This is a genomic window from Arthrobacter sp. D1-29 (genome assembly GCF_054130585.1).
Map to the genome: position 1 here is coordinate 514,862 of NZ_CP096383.1, position 19,638 is coordinate 534,499.

Annotated in this window: 17 protein-coding genes; 9 read left to right on the plus strand and 8 right to left on the minus strand. The window is 65.0% G+C overall.

Features of this window, described 5'->3' with window-relative positions:
• Positions 1-20 precede the first annotated feature (20 nt).
• On the plus strand, positions 21-452 hold the full coding sequence (locus M1E17_RS02430; protein ID WP_457965199.1) for an SRPBCC domain-containing protein: 432 nt from the start codon (positions 21-23) through the stop codon (positions 450-452).
• A gap of 168 nt (positions 453-620) precedes the next feature.
• Here M1E17_RS02430 and M1E17_RS02435 read toward each other — a convergent pair whose 3' ends face one another.
• From M1E17_RS02435 to M1E17_RS02455, 5 genes are all read right to left on the minus strand, one after another.
• Positions 621-899, minus strand: coding sequence for an HPr family phosphocarrier protein (locus tag M1E17_RS02435; protein WP_457965201.1), 279 nt, complete (start codon positions 897-899; stop codon positions 621-623).
• 67 nt (positions 900-966) lie between these two features.
• Positions 967-3,036 (minus strand): PTS fructose transporter subunit IIABC, encoded by a 2,070-nt coding sequence (locus M1E17_RS02440; protein WP_457965202.1) that lies wholly within the window; start codon positions 3,034-3,036, stop codon positions 967-969.
• Positions 3,037-3,038: 2 nt separating this feature from the next.
• Complete coding sequence (locus tag M1E17_RS02445; protein ID WP_457965204.1) at positions 3,039-4,091, minus strand: 1-phosphofructokinase family hexose kinase; 1,053 nt, start codon at positions 4,089-4,091, stop codon at positions 3,039-3,041.
• Complete coding sequence (locus M1E17_RS02450) at positions 4,088-4,906, minus strand: DeoR/GlpR family DNA-binding transcription regulator (RefSeq protein ID WP_457965205.1); 819 nt, start codon at positions 4,904-4,906, stop codon at positions 4,088-4,090. The genes M1E17_RS02445 and M1E17_RS02450 overlap by 4 nt, the downstream gene beginning before the upstream one ends.
• 188 nt (positions 4,907-5,094) lie before the next feature.
• Positions 5,095-5,352, minus strand: a complete 258-nt coding sequence (locus M1E17_RS02455) for a DUF6458 family protein (protein ID WP_457965206.1) — start codon at positions 5,350-5,352, stop codon at positions 5,095-5,097.
• Between the two features lie 235 nt (positions 5,353-5,587).
• Here M1E17_RS02455 and M1E17_RS02460 point away from each other — a divergent pair, with 235 nt between their 5' ends.
• The 3 genes from M1E17_RS02460 (at position 5,588) to M1E17_RS02470 (ending at position 9,888) form a co-directional block, all read left to right on the plus strand.
• Positions 5,588-6,205, plus strand: a complete 618-nt coding sequence (locus M1E17_RS02460; protein ID WP_457965207.1) for an alpha/beta hydrolase — start codon at positions 5,588-5,590, stop codon at positions 6,203-6,205.
• Between the two features lie 464 nt (positions 6,206-6,669).
• Positions 6,670-7,404 (plus strand): HAD family hydrolase, encoded by a 735-nt coding sequence (locus tag M1E17_RS02465; protein WP_457965209.1) that lies wholly within the window; start codon positions 6,670-6,672, stop codon positions 7,402-7,404.
• 141 nt (positions 7,405-7,545) lie between these two features.
• Positions 7,546-9,888: a glycoside hydrolase family 65 protein gene (locus M1E17_RS02470; RefSeq protein ID WP_457965210.1), complete on the plus strand. Its 2,343-nt coding sequence runs from the start codon at positions 7,546-7,548 to the stop codon at positions 9,886-9,888.
• 92 nt (positions 9,889-9,980) lie between these two features.
• Here M1E17_RS02470 and M1E17_RS02475 read toward each other — a convergent pair whose 3' ends face one another.
• Together M1E17_RS02475 and M1E17_RS02480 are read right to left on the minus strand one after the other, a co-directional pair.
• Positions 9,981-11,378, minus strand: a complete 1,398-nt coding sequence (locus M1E17_RS02475; RefSeq protein ID WP_457965211.1) for an MFS transporter — start codon at positions 11,376-11,378, stop codon at positions 9,981-9,983.
• A gap of 106 nt (positions 11,379-11,484) precedes the next feature.
• Positions 11,485-12,003, minus strand: coding sequence for an NUDIX domain-containing protein (locus M1E17_RS02480; protein WP_457965212.1), 519 nt, complete (start codon positions 12,001-12,003; stop codon positions 11,485-11,487).
• Between the two features lie 244 nt (positions 12,004-12,247).
• Here M1E17_RS02480 and M1E17_RS02485 point away from each other — a divergent pair, with 244 nt between their 5' ends.
• From M1E17_RS02485 to M1E17_RS02505, 5 genes are all read left to right on the plus strand, one after another.
• Positions 12,248-13,237: an ABC transporter ATP-binding protein gene (locus tag M1E17_RS02485; RefSeq protein ID WP_457965213.1), complete on the plus strand. Its 990-nt coding sequence runs from the start codon at positions 12,248-12,250 to the stop codon at positions 13,235-13,237.
• The gene (locus M1E17_RS02490; protein WP_457965215.1) at positions 13,237-14,856 is read left to right on the plus strand and encodes an ABC transporter permease; all 1,620 of its coding nucleotides are present in this window, start codon (positions 13,237-13,239) and stop codon (positions 14,854-14,856) included. The genes M1E17_RS02485 and M1E17_RS02490 overlap by 1 nt, the downstream gene beginning before the upstream one ends.
• Positions 14,857-15,108: 252 nt before the next feature.
• Positions 15,109-15,759: an SDR family NAD(P)-dependent oxidoreductase gene (locus M1E17_RS02495; RefSeq protein ID WP_457965217.1), complete on the plus strand. Its 651-nt coding sequence runs from the start codon at positions 15,109-15,111 to the stop codon at positions 15,757-15,759.
• 199 nt (positions 15,760-15,958) lie between these two features.
• On the plus strand, positions 15,959-16,765 hold the full coding sequence (locus M1E17_RS02500; protein WP_457965219.1) for a hypothetical protein: 807 nt from the start codon (positions 15,959-15,961) through the stop codon (positions 16,763-16,765).
• Positions 16,755-17,504, plus strand: coding sequence for a LamB/YcsF family protein (locus tag M1E17_RS02505; RefSeq protein WP_457965220.1), 750 nt, complete (start codon positions 16,755-16,757; stop codon positions 17,502-17,504). The genes M1E17_RS02500 and M1E17_RS02505 overlap by 11 nt, the downstream gene beginning before the upstream one ends.
• A 156-nt stretch (positions 17,505-17,660) precedes the next feature.
• Here the strand turns inward: M1E17_RS02505 and M1E17_RS02510 are convergent, their stop codons facing one another.
• Entirely contained in the window at positions 17,661-19,280 is a 1,620-nt protein-coding gene (locus M1E17_RS02510; RefSeq protein ID WP_457965222.1) for a DUF222 domain-containing protein, read from the minus strand.
• Positions 19,281-19,638 lie beyond the last annotated feature (358 nt).

A 19,638-nucleotide genomic window follows, 5' to 3' on the forward strand; every position in this document is an offset into this window, starting at 1 on the left:
CCGAGAAGAAGGAGAGTGCCGTGGCAGGAAACTACGTGGCGACGTCCGCTGTCACCATAGATGCTCCGCCCAGCCGGGTCTGGGAGGTGATCACGGACCCCGCCGCCGTCCAGGAGTTTATGTTTGGGACAGAACTCGTGACCGATTGGACGGTGGGCGGTCCCATCGTGTGGCGCGGAGAGTGGGAGGGCAAACCCTACGAGGACAAGGGGTACATCCTCGAGGTAGAGCCCGGGCAGCGGCTGGTCCACACGCATTTCAGCGCGCTGGGCGGCGAGGAAGACGCTCCGGAGAATTACCACACCCTGACGTGGACGCTCGAGGCCCGCGACGGCGGAACGCTGCTCACGCTTTCCCAGGACAACAACCCCACGGAACAGGCCGCCCACCATTCGCAGGGCATGTGGGACATGCTGGTGGCAGACGTCAAGGAGATCGCCGAGCGCGGCTAATGAACCCAACTGGGTAGCGCTAACTGTCGTTATGGGCACCCATTACGACACTTAGCGCGACCTGGTTGGGCCAGGGCGCACAAAACTAAACGGCCGCCGTCGCGCCAGTCCCCAGAGGGAGAGGCTCGACGGCGGCCGTTGGCACGCTGCTGTCAAAACGGCATGCCGCTACTCGGCGTCGTGATCCGTTTCCAGGATTTTGACCAGGCGGTCCAGGGCATCGTCGGCACCGTCGCCCTCGGCGCGAAGCACCACAACGTCACCGTGGGAAGCACCCAGGCTCATCAGGGACAGGATGCTGGCGGCGTCCATTGCTTCGTCCGCCGGCTCGCCTTCACGGGCAATGGTGATGTCTAGGTCGAACTCGCCGGCTGCCTCGGCAAAGATGGCGGCGGGGCGGGCGTGGAGACCTACGCGGCTGGCGACGGTTGCGGTGCGTTCTGACATTTTTGCTCCTTTTGTCTTTCGGCTGGCTGTGGTTCAGCGCCGGAATTTAGTTATGGGGTGATGTGGGTCAGACCGTTGCGGGAACGGGCTCCACGGTAGCAGCGGGTTCGCGAACTGCCCAGCGCTTGAGTGCCAGGACCGCCAGCGCGCTGACAATGGTTCCTGCCACGATGGCGAGGACGAACATCAGCAGGTTGCCAATGGCGAAGAAGACGAAGATTCCGCCGTGGGGAGCCTGCGAGGTAACCCCGAAAGCCATGGTGAGAGCACCCGTGACTGCGCCGCCCACCATGCTGGCCGGGATCACACGGAGGGGATCTGCAGCTGCGAACGGAATAGCGCCCTCAGAGATAAAGGAGGCTCCGAGCAGCCAGGCTGCCTTGCCGTTTTCCCGCTCGGCGAGGCTGAAGCGCTTCTTGTCCAGCACAGTGGCCAATGCCATAGCCAGCGGCGGAACCATGCCCGCTGCCATGACGGTTGCCATGATCTCCCACGGAGCCTGGTTGGTGGCACTGCCGGCACTCAGGCCTGCAACGGCGAAGGCGTAGGCAACCTTGTTGACCGGGCCGCCGAGGTCGAAGCACATCATGAGGCCGAGGATGATGCCCAGGACCACAGCGGAGGCGCCGGTCATGCCGGAGAGCCAGCCGTTGAGGCCGGCCGTGAGTCCGGCGATCGGGCCACCGAGGAAGAGGAACATCGCGCCGGATGCCACGATGGAAGCCAGCAACGGGATGATGACAACAGGCATCAGGCCACGCAGCCAGCGAGGTACGGCCCACGTCCCAATCACATGGGCGATGTAACCGGCGAGCAGGCCGCCGACGATGCCGCCAAGGAAGCCGGCACCCATGAATCCGGCGACCGCACCGGCAACGAAGCCCGGGGCAATGCCGGGCCGGTCAGCGATGGCGTACGCAATGTAACCTGCCAGCGCCGGTACCAGGAAGCCCATGGACAGCGCGCCGATCTTGAACATCACGGCACCGAGGTAGATCGCGAGGCCGCCTTCGGGAAGGTTCCCGAAGTTGTTCTCCAGGACCACCGTGTCGGCGACTTCCGTGATGTCATAGCCGCCCAGCAGGAAGCCAAGGGCAATCAGCAGGCCGCCACCGGCCACGAACGGGATCATGTAGCTGACGCCTGTGAGGAGCGCTTTCTTCAGCTTCTGGCCGATGTGCTCGCCCTTTTCCATATCCGCGTTCTGGGCCTGCTCCTCGGCACCGAAATGCGGAACCCGGCGTGCGTTGGGGTTGTCAGCCGCGGCGAGGGCTTCCTGGACCATCTTGTCCGGTTCGTCGATGCCGCGCTTGACGGGAGCGTTGATGACGGGCTTGCCGGCGAAGCGCTCCTTTCCGCGGACATCCACATCCACGGCGAAGATCACGGCGTCAGCGGCGGCGATCACTGCCGGGTCCAGGGGCTTGGCTCCGGAGGATCCCTGGGTCTCCACCTGGAGGTCCACGCCAACGTCCTTGGCAGCGGCTACCAGGGAGTCGGCAGCCATGTAGGTGTGGGCGATGCCGGTGGGGCAAGCGGTTACGGCAACGAGCCGTTTCGGGCCACGGCCGTTACCAACCGCGTCGCCAACACCATCCCCCGCAACGGCGGAGGCACCGGCGGAAGCGCCAGCAGCACTGCCGGCAACAGCGTCAACCGGCGCGGCGGCAGCGTGCGATGCCGGCTTGTCAGCCAGGGCGCCGTCCACCAGCTCCACGATTTCTTCGCGGGAGGATGCATTGCGCAGGGCCGCCGTGAAGTCCTTTTTGATCAGGGAGCGGGCCAGCTTGGAGAGGAGCTTAAGGTGCTCCTGGTCCGCGCCGCCGGGTGCCGCGATGAAAAAGATCAGATCCGCCGGGCCATCCTTGGCGCCGAAGTCCACCTTGGGGTTCAGGCGGGCCATGGCGAGGGTGGGAACGGTCACCGCCTCAGACCGGCAGTGCGGGATGGCAATGCCACCCGGGATGCCGGTGGCGGTCTTCTGCTCGCGGGCAAAGGCATCGGCAAAGAGGCCTTCAACTTCGGTGGCACGTCCGGTGGCTGCAACTTTGCTGGCCAGGTGCCGGATCACGTCCTCGGGCGAGTTGCCCAGGTTCTGGTCGAGGTCGACCAGTTCGGTGGTGATGAGCTGAGTCACTGTCAATCCTTTCGAAGGGCCGTGATGGTTACGGCTTCCGGGGTGGTTTGGTGGACTGCCGGGACAGTGGAACCCGGCAGGGAAGCGGCGGCGGCACCATGTGCCACAGCCTGACGGAGGCAATCGGCCGGGGCGGCGCCCTGGCCGTGGGCGAGCAGGTAGCCGGCCAGCGAGGAATCGCCCGCACCGACAGTACTGACCGCGGCGACCGGCGGATGCGTGGCCAGCCACGCGCCGTCGGCCGTTACCAGGACAGCTCCCTTGGATCCGAGAGTTGCCAGCACAGCACCCACACCGGAACGCACGACGGCGGCAGCAGCTGCCGCGGCAGCCGCCGGATCCGCTTCAAGCTCGTCAGCGGTGGACGCCAGGGCGAAACCGGCTGCTGCAGCCAATTCCGCCAGTTCCTCGGCGTTGGGTTTGAGGAGGTCCGGTTTCCCGGAGGCGCCTTGCTGTGAGGTGCCATTCTGTGACGTGCCATTCTGTGACGTGCCGTCCTGCGGGGTGTCCGCTATGGCGGCAGCGAGGGGTCCGCCGGAGGAGTCGACGGCGATGCGCGGGGCACCGCCGTCTGCACCGCCGTCGGCAAGGGTGCGCAGCCGCCGGGTGACGGTGGCGTAGAAGTCAGCGGGGAAGCCTGGCGGCAGCGAGCCGGCCAGAACCACCCAGCTGGCACCGCGGGAGCGATCAAGCAGCAGTTGGATCAGGGCTTCCTGCTGTTCCTCGTTCAGGAGCGGCCCGGGTTCGTTGATTTTGGTGGTCACGCCGCCCGGCTCGGTGAGAGCCACGTTGGTGCGCAGCGGCTCGCCGATGGAAAGGGAAGCGAAAGGAACTTTGGTGTCACGCAGCCCTGCCAGGACGGGGTCGCTGTCAGCCCCGGGAAGCACGGCAAGAGTTTCCAGCCCGGAGGCCACCAGGGCGCGGGAGACGTTAACTCCCTTGCCGCCGGACTCCTGGCTGACGGAAACGGCGCGCTGCACCTCGCCGCGTTCGAGCGGACCGGGCAGGGCAACGGTGCGGTCCAGGCTGGGGTTGGCGGTGAGCGTGACGATCATGCGATCACCACGTCGACGCCGGCCTCTGCCAGGGCGGCTGCAAGTTCGGGGCTTGGTTCGCTGTCTGTAATCAAGGTGTCCAGATCTTTCAGGGAGGCGAACTGGACCAGGGTTTCCGCGTCCAGCTTGGAGGAATCGGCCAGCACCACAATGCGGCGCGCCGAATGGACGAAGGCTGCCTTGACGGCGGCTTCTTCAGGATCGGGAGTGCTGAGGCCAAAGCGTGCGTGGATGCCGTTGGTGCCGATGAAGGCAATGTCGGGGCGGATCCGGCGTGCTGCGTCCACGGTGGCCTGGCCTACGGCCGCCTGGGTGAGTCCGCGGACCCGCCCGCCCAGGATCTGGAGGGCGATTCCCGGCGTGGTGGACAGTTTGCCGGCGATCGGGATGGCGTGGGTGATCACCACGAGTTCCCTTCCGGAGTCCGCGGAACTGGCTGGTACGGAAGGCTGGTCGCCGGAGGCCCGGCGGGAAAGCAGTTCTGCGAGGACCTCGGTGGTGGAGCCGGCGTCGATCAGGATGCTTCCGGAAGGCGTCTGGGGGATAAGGGCCAAGGCAGCCTGGGCGATGCGCATCTTCTGGTCCGGACGCTTGATTGCCCGCTCTTTGATGCTTTCCTCGGTGGTGGTGAAGCGGTCTGCAGCCACGGCGCCACCATGGACGCGGCGGATGGTGCCGGCTGATTCAAGGGTGGCGAGATCCCGCCGGACGGTTTCGGTGGTGATGCGGAAGCGCTCGGCCAGCAGGTTCACACTGACCCTGCCGCTGCCGGCTACAAGCTCGGCAATCTGCTGCTGGCGCTCCTCGGCGAACACAAAACCCTCCGTTGCGTAATGTCCAGGAATATCCACCCGTGACTGGCATCACATGATGTTGAATCACTTGACTTTATCTTTGTTCGTGTGGGTTTGTCAATGAAAAACCACAAGAACAAAGAAAGCCGGGCCGGACCGCTACGGTCTGGCCCGGCTTTCCCGGATTCATGCGTGTCGGTTTCCCGCCGCTACAGCTGGCCGTCACGGCTTTCGTTTCGAGTGATCCGTTCTCCCGTATTGGGATCCGTTACGGAGCGCGTTTCACTAACGCGCCGGCTGCGTCCGGGAGACGCGAGGATGAGGGACGCGATCAGGCCGATGACCCCCACGGCCATCAGGATGTAGCCGATCAGCGTCTGATCCACGTTGGGGATCAGACCCGGGGTGATGGCCCAAGCCAGGATGGCGCCGAGGGCGATAAGGAAAATGGAGGAACCTATTCTCATGACTTGCTCCTTTATATGCGGTGAATGCGGACTGCCGGACCTGTTGTCACTGTTACGTTCCTTGAGGACGTTCCCTGAGCGGCTTACTAAGCATGCTGTCTAATGTCAGGCTACATCACCTTTTCCGGCACGGCTGGGATCGCAGACTGCATTTCGGTAAAGAAAGTGCTGCTCAGGCACGTGCATGGTCGCCCAGGGCGTCCTCCCACGTTGGCCGACTCGCTAGGCTGATCCGATGAAAACAGTTGTATGGTCCAAGCCGGAGAGCGAACGGGCCGGCACCCCGCTGCTGGTGATGATGCACGGCTACGGCACGGACGAATCCCGCATGGTGCGGCTGTTTGACTACCTCCCGCCTGAATTCACCTGCGCGGCGGTGCGGGGTCCCATGGTGATCGGCGACGATTACGGCTGGTTCCTGCTGGACTACTTCCTGGCCAACGATTTCGCGGACGTCATCACCGCCACCAATGCCGTCCATACCTGGATCAACTCGGTAAAAGGCCAGCACAGCAGCGTGAGCCTGTTCGGCTACTCCCAAGGGATGGCGATGGCCAGCACCCTGCTGCGGCTTCACCCGAACGACTACACGGCCACAGTGGGTTTGTCCGGCTTTGTCCTGAACAACGAACTGCTGTCGCTGAGCGAGTCCTTTGATGCCCCGCCGCCCTTCTTCTGGGGACGGGACAAGGCCGATCTGGTCATCAACGAGGACGCCATCGAGTACACGGAAGAGTGGCTCAACGCGAACACCCGGCTCACCGCCAGGACGTACCCGGGCATGGGACACGCCATGTGCAAGGCGGAGATGGTGGACGTGAGCGCGTTCCTGCGCCACTACGTTCTCAGCTAGCTGTCATGAGGGGCCTCAACTGTTCGTTCGAGCTGCAGCTTCTTTTCGCATGCGGCTGGCCGTCCTGCCGGACCGTCCGGCTGCCCGCACCCCTCCGCCGTCACTGAGAATTTCGTCACAGTCCTGCGTGCTTGAAAAAACAGTTGCGCGGCAAATTTGTAAGCGCTTACACTCGACCTCGGCCAATCCACCGGCCCTTTAACCGCGGGAACGGAGATATAACGGATGCATAGGTTCCCAGGTGCTGCCCGTGCAGCGCCTCCTCTTCGGCTTCATGAGGTTGTCAGGGCGCGGCGCGGCCGCCATGATGGTAGAAGACTTTCATCAGCAGCCCTACGGCCTGCCGTGGAACTTTCATCCACGCCCGTCTGCCTCGCTCGCTGATCCTGCGGATACCGACGCCGCCACCAACACGTTTTCGCCCTCCGGGGCTGCCTGCCGTCTGAAAGGACACCGCACCGCCCATGACAGACCTGCTGAAAACCATCAGTCCCTCCTGGACCGGTGCCTCTGCCATCCTCTTTGACCTGGATGGCGTTCTGACGCCCACCGCAACTGTCCACGAACGGGCGTGGCAGGAACTCTTTGAGGGATACCTTGCCTCGCAGCCTGGCGTGACCGGCTACCAGGAAAGCGACTACTTCGACCACATCGACGGCAAGCCACGGTTCGACGGCGTCAGGGACTTCCTTGCCTCGCGCGGCATTGTGCTTCCCGAAGGTCCCACGGATGACGACCCCGCCAACGTCACCGTCCAGGGCCTGGGCAACCGGAAAAACCGGATCTTCAACGACATCGTCAGCAGCGGAGTGGAGCCGTTTGAGGGTTCTGTGCTCTTCATCGAAGCCGCGCAGGCGCTGGGACTGAAGATCGCCGTCGTCTCCTCCTCCCGCAATGCACCGGCGGTGCTGGAGGCGGCGGGCCTGAGCCAGCACTTCCGGGTTGTGGTGGACGGCGTTGTGGCAGCGGCGGAAGGCCTCCCCGGCAAACCAAGCCCCGCCACGTACGACTACGCCGCGCAACTGCTGGACCTGCCCAGCGAGGAATGCGTCGTCGTCGAAGATGCCGTCTCCGGTGTCCAGGCAGGACATTCCGGGCAGTTCCACTCGGTGATTGGCGTGGACCGCGGCGCAGGCCGCCAGACGCTGCTGGACGCCGGAGCCACCCTGGTGGTCAACGACCTCAAGGAACTCCTTTAGGGCCCAGCTTCCCCGGCTGTACGCCCTTTCTGCTCCACCCTTGGCCGCCCCCGCGGTTTCCCAGGCTGTCCCCCCAGCCGCATCTCCCTCAGCCGCCTATGAACCGGCCGCCCAGCACCAACGCCAAAGGACCCCAACACCATGGCTCTCATCACCGCGGACCGCGATCGGTTCCCCAATACCCCCTGGCAACTGGTTGAAACGCGCCATGAACCGGACGACGCAGGCACGCTCGAAACCCTGTTCGCGCTGGGCAACGGCCATTTGGGTATTCGCGGGGCACATTGGGCGGCCGCAGACGCTGACCTGCCTGGCAGCTTCATCAATGGCCTGCATGAAATTTGGGACATCAAGCATGCCGAGAACGCCTTTGGGTTTGCGCGGACCGGCCAGCGGATCATCTACATCCCGGATGCGAACAACTTCACGGTTGTCATCGACGGTGAGACCCTTAGCCTGGCGGAATCTGCCGTGGCAGACTACCGGCGGTCCGTGGACTTCTCCACCGGCATCTATGAATGCCGCATCACCTGGCAGTGCCGTTCCGGCGCCACGGTGACCACCACCGAACGGCGGGCCGTTGGATTCGCCTCCCGCGGAACCCTGGGCATCTCACTGGAGGTGTCGGCGGACCGGGACGTCTCCGCCGATGTGACGTCCTCAGTCATCAACCGCCAGGACCAGCCGGTGGAGGACCATTCCGCGCACGACCCGCGCCGTGCCGGCCGCCACGCTGGGCGCGTCCTGCTGCCGTTGCGGCTCGACGGCGGCGACGGCTCACTCCGGCTCTCCTGGGAAGCTGCCGAATCCAGGCAGCGGGTAGGACTCGCCGTGGATCACTGGACCTCGGCGGGCCATCAGCCGTTTGACACGCTGGTTGACCAGGATGACAGCAGCGTCCGGTACGTCCTGGCCGTCGGCGCGGAGCAGCCCTTCCTGCTGGAGAAAAGCATCAGCTACGCCGCAGGCCGCGGTGTGCAGGATTCGGGCCAGGATGCCGCTGAAGCTGCAGAAGCAGGCCTTCGTGCTGTCCGGGACATCTTCGCTGAGAGCGAGGAGCACTACCGCGACTATTGGGCCACATCGGACATCGTGGTGGGCGGCCAGCCAGCGCTGCAGCAGGCCATCCGCTGGAACCTGTTCCAGCTGGCCCAGGCAACCGCGCGTGCCGACGTCACAGGCATCCCCGCCAAGGGCGTCACGGGCTCGGGCTATGAGGGCCACTATTTCTGGGACCAGGAGGTCTACCTCCTGCCCTACCTGACCTACACCAATCCCGCCGGCGCCCGCCAGGTCCTGGAGTTCCGGCACGACATGCTCCCCGCAGCCAAGATCCGGGCCAAGGAGCTGAGCGTAGACGGGGCGCTGTTCCCGTGGCGCACCATCAACGGGCTGGAAGCCAGCGCGTACTACGCCGCCGGTACCGCCCAGTTCCATATTGCCGCTGCCATCGCCTTCGCCACCAACCGGTACCTTTGGGCCAGTGGTGACGAAGTGTTCCGCGACGGCATGGGCTCTGAACTGCTGATCGAAACTGCCCGGATGTGGATCTCGCTGGGGTTCTTCGGCAAGGACGGCCTCTTCCACATCCACGGTGTCACTGGACCGGATGAGTACACAGCGGTGGTCAATGACAACCTCTACACCAACGTGATGGCGCGTTTTAACCTGCGTGCCGCTGCCGCCCTGGACCACATCGAAATCAGCGACGAAGAGCGCCAGCTGTGGGCGGCCGCGGCCGACCGGATGCAGCTTCCGTTCGATGAGCGGATGGAGGTCCATTCCCAGGACAACGACTTCATGACCCTGGAGCCCTGGGACTGGACAACGCCCCGGTCAAAGTACCCTCTGCTGCTGCATTTCCACCCGCTGGTGATCTACCGCCACCAGGTGCTCAAGCAGGCGGACACCGTCCTGGCGATGTTCCTGCAGTGGCAGGACTTTACGGCGGAGGAGAAGCGCCGGGCCTTTGACTTCTACGATCCCATCACCACCGGAGATTCCACGCTCTCCGCTTGTGTGCAGGGGATCATGGCTGCCGAGGTGGGGTACACCAAGGCGGCGCTGGAGCACTTCACCCACGCCCTGTTCATCGACTTGGACGACACTCACGGGAATACCATCGACGGCGTCCACATTGCCTCCACCGGCGGAGTCTGGAGCTCCCTGGTGTGCGGCTTCGCCGGTCTCCGCGACCAGGGGCCTGTGCCGTTCTTCGATCCGCGGCTGCCGTCCGGATGGGAATCCCTGTCCTTCCACCTCAAGATCCAGGGCAGGCTGCTGCTCGTGGAACTTGACGCCGGCTCCATCACCCTCAGCATCCGCGACGGCGAGCCGCTGGGCATAGACGTCCGCGGACAGGTCTTCACGGTGGGCAGCGATCCCGTCCGTGTGGCCCTGGAGCCGGTTCCGGTTCCGGAACCCACTGTGTTCCCGAGCGGACCGCCGACGGCGAGCCTGCCTGTAGTCCGCGCCCGCGCCTAGTTCTGCGGTAGCCGCGCAGGGGACCAGCTGGGCGGCCGGTCAGCGCCTCCGGCGTCTGTTGGCAATCATGGCCGAGACTGACGCGCCCTGCGTCAGTCTCCTGCCGCCGTCGTGCGTTCCATTCGCTCCATCCCTGGGTCTCTGTCCAGCGGGTGGGCGAGTTCGTCCTGCGGCATTTTCGCGACGATCGATGCGACCACTGCCACGATGGGGCAGACGCAGCCGGCCACCAGGAAGATCAGCCAGATGGGGAGCACCTCCGCGGCAGGACCGGCCAAGGCCATGGAGACAGGCATCAGGGCCAGGGAAACAAAGAAATCAAGGCTTGAGACCCGGCCCAACAGATGCGGCGGAACGCGGCGCTGGAGCAGTGTGCCCCAGATAACCATGCCCACGCTTCCGGTGGCTCCGAACACGAACATGGCGGCAGCCACCGCCAAGAAGCTTTCCATGATGCCGACGGCGGCGAGCGGCAGGCTTCCGACACCCCAGGACACCATCATCACCGTCAGGTAGCGGCGCGGCAGGTTGAGGGAAGCAGTCACCAGCGAGCCCAGTGCCCCGCCGACGCCCATGGTGGCCAGCAGGAAGCCGAACATGCTTGAATCGCCGCCCAGCTGATCACGGACCACAAAGGGCATCAGCACCTCAATGGGACCAATGAGGAACAGCACCGAGATGCAGGCCCACAGCAGCGTCCACAGGAGCCAGGGAGTGCGCAGCGTGTAGCTGATGCCCTCCCGGAGATCGTGGAAAAACGACGACTTGGCGGGCGCCGCTGTTGAGGGGGTTCCAGTTGGCGGGGTTCCTGTTGCCGGGATTCCGCCATCTGTTCCATCCGCGCTTCCGTGACCGGCTCCCGTCCTGCGGTCCTCGGCACCGTTGGCTGGGGCATCGAGAGTGTGGGTGCCGAGGAAGTTCAGGATGATGAAGGCCATCAAGTGGCACACGGCCACACCGGTCACGGCGTGGGACGGCGACAAAGCCGCTACCAGGATTCCGGCCACAGCGGGTCCTGCTGCCTGCTGGAGGATGGGGCGCATGGACCCTTCCATTCCGTTCGCCGCCAGCAGGTCCTCCGCCGGCAGGATCCGGGGCAGGATGGCAGAGTAGGCGGGAAAGAAGAAGGCTGCCCCCACTCCCAGCACAAAGGCGCCCACGGCGACATGCCACAGCTGAAGCCACCCGGCCATTGACAGCCCGCTGAGAGCGGCGATCACCGCCAGGTTTGCTCCTTCCACGGCAATGATCAGGAGCCGCTGTGGGACCCTGTCCGCGGCAATGCCTCCAGCAAGGACAAAGGCCACCAGTCCGATGCTGCCCGCGGTGGCAACGAGGGAGAGCTCCAGCGGACCGCCGCCCAGGTGGATCACCTGGTAAACCATTGCTACGGCCCACATTCCGGAACCAAAAATTGAGATGGCCAACGCTGCTATCAGGACCCGGTACTCACGGTGGACAAACGGCCGCAGGGCCTTGGGGGTTGGCATAGGTTTTAGTCTATGCGTGGGACTGATGGCCGGAAAGCGTTTCCGCGCGGCAAGCCTGCTGCTTCTTCCGGCTTATCGTTTGCCCACTTCAGGGCTTACCTGTCCTTCATCCAGGCAGTTGGCCAGTATCCCAGGATCGGGCCAGGTGCAGGGCGAGCGGCAAAAGATGGCCATGGCCTGCAATCAGTTCCTCCTCGGCTGACGTGTCCGTCCAGGAGAATTCCGCTACCTGTTCTATTCGACCGCCCCGGCGTTCAACGTGGTTCCATGGTCCCGAGGGAAATTCATCGGCGGCTGCGATGCCGAAAAACCAGCTGCGATGGTGGATCTCCGGCTTGTACTCGCGCATGTCGTAAATGGTGTCCGCGAAATGGAAAAGCGGGAGTCCGGCGGCCCGTCCCGTCTCTTCTCCAAGCTCCCTGGAGGCTGCCTGAAGTGGTGTCTCTCCCGCTTCGATGGTTCCGGCGGGAACCTGTCTGCCCGCTTCCGGGTAGCCAGGCTGTACGAACGTGAGGTACCGGTCCAGCCCCGGGTTGAAGACGTAGATGGCAATTTTGTTCCTGGTTGGCACTGAAGAACCGGCGGGTGTGCTGAGGCGCGAGATCGCCCCGCTGATGTCTTGCATGTTTGGCCCCCGTACGCGATTAGCTTGAAACCCCGTTGCATCCTGACACAGGCTATCCGGTCATTTCTCTCCCGCAGAGCCTGCGGTCCCTGTCCGTCAGCTCGGCCCTTTCGCAGCTCACCTGACGCTTGTAAGATGTGGACCGGAGAGCCGGGAAGCCTGGTCGGCCCGCATGCGGAGACGCAAGCGGCATGCCCGGTGGCAACCGCCTTGGGTGTGATTGCTGCGACCCAAGGAACCGGCCATGCACACAGACTCATCTCCCGTCATCCACACCGCTCAACTTGTGAAGAACTTTGGGCGGACCGTCGCGCTCGCGGGTCTGGACCTCTCTGTTTTGCCCGGGGAAGTTCACGGTTTCCTCGGGCCCAACGGAGCTGGAAAATCCACCACGCTTCGCATTCTTCTGGGTTTGATACGGCCAACCTCGGGAACGGCACGGGTTTTCGGCATCGACCCGTGGGCTGAGCCGGTGCGGGCCCACCGCGATGTTGCCTACGTCCCCGGGGACGTGACGCTCTGGCCCAACCTGACCGGCGGTGAGGTCATCGACCTGCTCGCCGGGCTGCGCGGCGGTGCGGATGAAAACCTGCGTCGGCAACTCATTGATGAGTTCGATTTCGATCCACGTAAGAAGGCGAGGACCTACTCGAAGGGCAACCGGCAGAAAGCTGCCCTGATTGCGGCCTTTGCCCGCCCCGCCAGGCTCTACCTGCTGGACGAACCCAGCTCGGGCCTGGACCCGGTGATGGACGCCGTCTTCCGCCGCCATGTCCGCCGGGTCACCGCGGACGGTGCCACCGTGCTGCTGTCCAGCCACATCCTGGCAGAGGTGGAACAACTCTGCGACAGGGTGACCATCATCCGGTCTGGTGTGGCCGTGGAATCCGGGACCCTGGCCGAACTCCGGCACCTCACCCGCACCCGCTTCCGGGTCACGTCGGCGGCGACACCAGAGGTGCTGTCCACTTGGCGGGGCATCCACGACCTGCGCGTTGACGGGACATCCATAGAGTTCGACGCCGATGCAGCGGACCTGGGCCACGTCCTGGAGGCGTTGGCTACTGCCGGCATTACGGGCATCACCGCGGCGCCGCCTTCGCTGGAGGAGCTGTTCATGCGCCACTACGGTGTGCAGGATGCCGCGCAGGATGCAGGGCTGGCCAGCCACAAGAGTCTTGCCAGCCACAAGAGTCAGGCAGGCCACAAGAGCCAGAAGAGCCAGGTGCTGTGATGCGCACCGTTCTCCGGCTGGCCCTGCTCCAGGCACGCAGGGATCGCGGGACCCTCGGAGCCTGGATCCTGGGCGTCGCCGGACTGGGCTACGCGGCAGCCACCGCCGTCACCACACAGTTTGGCGAGGATACCGACCGTGCCGCCCTGATTTCCGTGGCTGCAGCCAGCCCGGCGTTCCTGTTCCTCCGGGGGCTGCCCGACGGCATCAGCTCCGGAGCGGTCACCTTCTTCCAGGGCTATTCGTTCACGGCAGTGCTGGCCGGGCTGATGAGCGCGTTCCTTGTGGTCCGGCACACCCGCGCGGATGAGGATCAGGGCCGGTTTGAGCTGGTCGGTTCCACCCGGGTCACCCGGGTGACGTCCCTGTACGCAACCCTGCTGCTCGGCACCTGCGCCAACGTGGTCCTTGCCCTGGCCGTTGCCGCCGGATTCATCGGTGCCGGCCTCCCGGTCCAAGGATCATTCCTGGCGGGGACAGCTGTTGGCTCCGTGGGTCTGTTCTTCATGGCGGCCGCCGCGCTGGTAGCCCAGGTCATGCCCTCCGCCAGGAGCGCCAACGGGACAGCCGCGGCGCTGGTGGGTGGCGCCTACCTGATCCGCGGTGCCGGCGACGCCCTCGGCACAGCCGACCCCTCCTTGCTGCACGTCACCGCCGCCTGGCCCTCACTGTTCTCACCCATCGGCTGGGGCCAGCGCATCCGGCCCTTCACCGAGACGGATACGCTGCCGTTGCTGGTTATCGGCGCCGTTGCCGTGGTGCTGGCAGGGATTGCCGTGGTGCTCCGCAACGGCAGGGACCTGGGCGCTAGCTACATCGCTGCGGATGAGTCGGGCGCGGAACGGGCGGGCGCCGGCCTGGCATCGATGCTGGGCCTCGCATGGCGGCTGCAGCGTGGAAGCCTGGCCAGCTGGTGCTTCACCACTGCTGCCCTGGGGGCCGTGGCCGGTGGTCTGGGTCCGGTGGTCCGCGACGCACTGGAAGGAAACCCGTCCGTGGCGGAACTGATGAGCCGCATCGTTCCAGGCGACGCGGGCCTGGTGGACCTGTTCACCACTGCCATGCTGGGCATCGCCGGGATCCTCGCCGCTGCCGCGGGCATTGAGGCGGTGCTGCGGCTCAGGGCGGAAGAGGCGGAAGGGCGGGCCGAACTGCTGCTGTCCGTGCCGGCGTCGCGGTTCCGCTGGCTGGGCAGCACCCTCGCCGTTGCGGCAATTACGACGACGGCTGTTGCCGTTGCCGCCGGAGCCGCTGCCGCCGTCGTGCTCGCCCTGGGTCAGGCAGGGGGAAGCAGCCCCGGCACCGTGTTTGCCGCCGCCCTGGCACACATCCCGGCAGCACTTGTTTTCCCGGCAGTGACCGTGCTGGTATTCGCGCTCGCACCCCGCTGGAGCAGTGCCGTCGGCTGGAGTGCCTTGGCCGCCGCGCTGGTCCTGGGGCAGTTTGGGGAGCTGCTCAGCCTGCCCGTGTGGCTTCAGGACCTGAGCCCCTTCCGGCATTCCTCAGCCATGCCGGTGGAGGCCTTCAAGCCGGAAGGCGCGTTGCTGATGCTTGCCATCGCCATAGCCTTTGCTGCGGTGGCCAGCTGGCAGGTGGGTGAAAGAGACGTCACCACCTGACCCGACGGCGCTATCTTCCAGTCCCAGCCGCTGACAACAGGCCAAACCTCATCCAGCCCGCCCATGCCTCAAGAATCCATTGTTTCCGGCGCAGCACAGCCAGGAACAACTACTCTGCCAGGGCTTCTCACCTCTCATGAACTCCGGCGCCTGCTGTAGCGTTAGGCCCGCCGGAGGAGCCAGTAGGGGGCGGAATTGGGCAATCCAGGACATAGGCAAAAACGGGCAGTTGTCACAGGTGCCGGTCGAGGCTTGGGCGAGGCTCTGGTACACGAGCTGTCGGCCGGCGGGTGGAGGGTGCTTGCTGTCGTAAAGCAGGCTTCGCACGCTGAAGCGCTTCAGGGCCTGGTCGGCGTCGATTCCGTGGTGTACGACGTTAGGTCCGACGATGTGCGGGCCGTCCTTGATGCCGTGAAGGATCAGCCCGTTGACGTCCTCATCAACAATGCTGCCCGGGGTGCGCCGCATCAGCCGCTGGGATCTGTTCAGGTGGACGCTGTGCTCAACTCTGTAGATGTCAACGTGGCAGGCCCGCTCCGAATGGTTCAGGCCCTGCTGCCGAGTCTCCTCGGGAGCACCGACCCGGTCATCATCAACATCAGCTCGAGACTGGGTTCTGCCTCAGCACAGGCGCGCGGCGACTTCACCCACCTCTCAACCAGCTACGCTTACAGGATTTCAAAAGCTGCACAAAACATGCTGACCATATCCCTGGCTCATGACCTGCGTGGAAAGGTCCGCTGTTGGGCCGTGCATCCCGGCAAACTGGCAACTGACCTGGGACAAGCCGACGCCGTGAAGCATCCACGCGAGGCGGCACAACAGCTCAGGTTGCTCCTGGAAACCGCCGACGGGCGTTCCCCGCGCTTTGTCTCCCTCGGGGAAACAGACCTGGATTGGTAGGGGTCATACGGGACCGCAGCAGCCGCCGTCGTCGGGCCTTCACGAGGGCCGATTCGATGCCGGCTGGTGTTGCGCGGTGGCCAGATGCTCGAATTGGGATCCTGGTGTTGGCGCCCAAGTGTTAAGCACCCTTACTGTTAATGCAGGCCGCGGCCAAGACCGCCAGCGGAACAGAAGCAGGACAAAAGCAGAGGTGACCATGGCCCAGCGAAGCAACCCAGCACTACGAATCACCCAGCAAGCCGCCCACAATGCGGTGTTCGACGCCGAAGGCAACCCGAAACCCGGCCTGCACAACATGCTGCTCCGGGCCGTAGAGATCCAGCGGCCGCTGGTCCTCGCGTACATCAATAGGCTGCAGCGGAAGCATCCGCGCGCCTCGGCAGCGCAGCTGGCCAATATCCTGGAACGCGACTACCTCCGTGCCGTCACAGGAGGAGGGGCGATCGTGGGGGCCACGGCTGTGGTGCCCGGTGTTGGGACCATCGCCTCCTTGGGGTTGTCTGCCGCAGCCACCGTGGGCTTCCTTGAGGCGACTGCCCTCTACGCCACGTCGCTCGCAGAGCTTCATGGCATCCGTCTGACCAACCCGGAGAAAGCCAGCACCATGGTGATGGCCATCATGCTGGGCGAGGAAGGAACAGCGCTGCTGGGCACGTTGAGCGGTCAGGCCACGGGCAGGGGAGTGGGTGCCACAAAGGCGTGGGGCAACGTTCTTTCCAAATCCATGCCGTCCCCCAGCTTCGGCTCCATCCGGAACAGAATCCAGAAAGCCTTCCTGAAAAACCTCCTGAGGCGCCAGGGCACGGCCCTCTTCGGCCGCGCCCTTCCGTTTGGCATCGGCGCTGTGGTGGGCGGGGCGGGTAACCTCATGATGGGCCGGGCAGTGGTGGCCAACGCCAAAGAGGCCTTCGGTCCCATGCCCGACACCATCCCGGGAGAGCTTAAAGCAACCGCCACGGCACCGGACAACCTCACGCTGGAAGGCAACAACTTTGGATCTTAACGCTGACCTCGGCGAATCATTCGGCTCCTGGACCATGGGGGACGACGCCGCAATGTTTCGCCTGGTCACCAGCGCCAATGTGGCCTGCGGTTTTCACGCGGGCGATCCCGTCACCATGCTGGACAGCTGCCGAGCGGCCTTCGAACTCGACGTGACGGTGGGCGCCCACGTGGGCTACCGCGACCTGGCCGGCTTTGGCCGGCGCTCCCTGGACATGTCCTTCGACGAACTTTTCGGCGATGTGCTCTACCAGCTCGGCGCGCTGGACGGTGTGGCTCATGCGGTGGGGGCATCGGTTGACTATGTGAAACCTCATGGCGCGCTGTACAACCGCCTGGTCCACGACGCGGACCAGGCCTCCGCAGTGGTAGCAGCCATTCAGGCTTACGATCCCGGCCTGCCCATCCTTGGTCTACCGGGATCGGAGCTTCTCATTCACGCTAAGGAAGCCGGCCACCCTGTGTTTATCGAGGCCTTTGTGGACCGTGCTTACCGTGCGGATGGCACTCTGGTGCCGCGCTCACAGGAAGGCGCCGTCCTGCACGACGTCGACTCGATCGTTGAGCGTGCCGTTCGCCTTGCCACAAAGGGCGAAGTGGAGGCCGTGGACGGGACCATAGTTCAGGTGAGGCCCGATTCCCTGTGCATCCACGGGGACACTCCGGGCGCTGTGGAGATGGCCGCGGGCGTCCGGGCAGGCCTTGAGGCAGCAGGGGTCCAGTTGGAGTCCTTCGCCTAGGGTTCAGGGGTTCAGGAGCCACGGATTAGTGGGGCTTGGGGCTTCACAGCTTCAGCGATTCACGGATACAGGGGGCTGAGGCTTGGAGCATCAGCGGGCTCCACTTTGAGCAGGCAGACTCCAGAGCCTGCTGGCCAGCAGTCACTGGCCCACGATTCAGGAGGAATCCATACCCTGTGGCCACTGGGGTGGTTCCCAGTCTTGGTGTTCGCTTTTGTAGTGTCGGCCGGTGGGTGAGGTCCAGCCTGGTGGTTCGTTTTTGCTGGCCTGGGTTGGTTGCCAGGTGGTGTTGTGTTTGAGGTGGTGGTGTTTGCGGCAGGGTTGGCCGAGGTTGTTGATGCCGGTAGTGCCGCCGTTTGCCCAGGCGAGGAGGTGGTCTGCTTCGTTGTCGAGGGAGTGGTTGTTGCAGCCGGGGAAGGGGCATTTGGCGTCGCGGAGTCTGAGCCAGCGGCGCATGGCTGTGGTGAGGCGGTAGCTGGTTCGGCCGATTTCCAGTGGTGCGCCGTCGCGGGGGTCGGTCAGGACGCGGTGGAAGGAGTCGGCTCCGTTGGCGACCAGGTTCCTGGCCATGGAGGCCGGGATGGGGCCGTGGCCGTCCAGGGTGGCGGGTTCATCGGTCAGGCCCAGCAGCGAGAACACGGGCACTGTGACCAGCACCTGGGCCCGCGGCGGCCGGACCTGCCCGGCAGCGCGCTCTCCGTCCCAATCGGCAAGGCTATTTACGCCGTTGTCGCTTCCGTCACCGAGGAGAGCGCCGCTGCCGCTTTCCCCGCCGCTTATCCAGCCGTTGTCGCTTCCCGCGCCGTTGGTCCCTCCGCTGCCGGTACGCCAGCTGGTGATTTGGCCGTTCGTGCTGCCGCCGCCGCTTATCCCTCCATTGGCGCTCCCGCCACCCATGAGTGCTGAACTGCTGATGTTGCCGCTGGTGGTGGTTCCTCCGCCGAGGAGTGCGGTGGCGAAGGTGTCGGCGCGGAGTTGGGTGAGGGTGCGGGGCTCGGTGGGGCCTTGGAGTGCCCGGGCTGTGCTGGTGGTGTGTTCCCAGATGCCGGCGGCCTGGTCTGCGGGCAGGTAGGCGGAGAGCCAGGCCATCCCGTCGCGGTCCGGGGTGTACTCGAGGCGGCGGTCCAGGACGCACTTGGCGTGGCGGGTTTCGATCGAGACGGGGTGGTGGCGTTCGCGCCAGGTCCGGGCCCTGGCGCGGAACCGGGAGGGCGTGAGGTCCCCGGCGAGGCAGGCGCGGGCAGCATTGGCGGTGTCGGGGTCCAGGAAGTGTGTTTCCAGGGCGGACGCGCCGTCTGGGCCCAGGCCGGTGGTTTCATCGCAGAAGATCCGGGCGAGCGGCCATGACACGGCCCCGGCCTGCAGGGCGGACAGGGTGCGCGGCAGTTCGGTGCTCAGCTGGCGGGACTGGACCAGGAACGCCGAGGCGGCGCCTTCGCTGATGGTCAGGACACAGGCGACCTCCGCGACCATGCCCATCTCCGCCGTCGATTGGTCGTGCAGCGACGCCGACGGGGGAAGCAGGCGCCGGCAGGTGTCCGCGTAGGTGGCAGCAGCCCGGGCCTTCCGCGCTGCTGCGCGGGCTTCGTCACGGGCAGCCTCCGCCATGACGGCCAGGCAGTCCTCCGCCAAATCCCGCAACGGATCAGTATCAATTTCGGCTACTGAATCAGGACCAGGATCAGAACCTGTGGCGGCAGCGGAGGAGGCCGCTTCGATTTTGACGAGGGCAGCATCAGGTGCTTCGACTGCTTCCAAGACTTCCCCGTTGTCCATACCCTTAGCTTGTCAGCAGCCACTGACAGTAATGATGGAATTGGCTTGTGTTGCGGTGTGGCTCTGGCCCTGACTGACGCCCTGCGAAGGGTTTGTCCTGCAAATGATTTGTCCGCCGCGGCACAGGCTGCAGTAACGCGGCGGCCAGGTGGACATGACCTCATAGGAGCCTGCTCGAAGAATCCCATTACTGTCTTGTCTGCCCACCCGGCCGGCGTGCCCTTTTGTTTCCCACCGCATGGGGGGTGTCAGATTGTTTGTGTAGGAGGGCTGTAGTCGCTGGGTGATTGGAGAATCATTGTGGCTATGACTAGACCCCGTGAGGTGTCCCCGGAGGAGTTGGCCCGCAGGGCTGCGG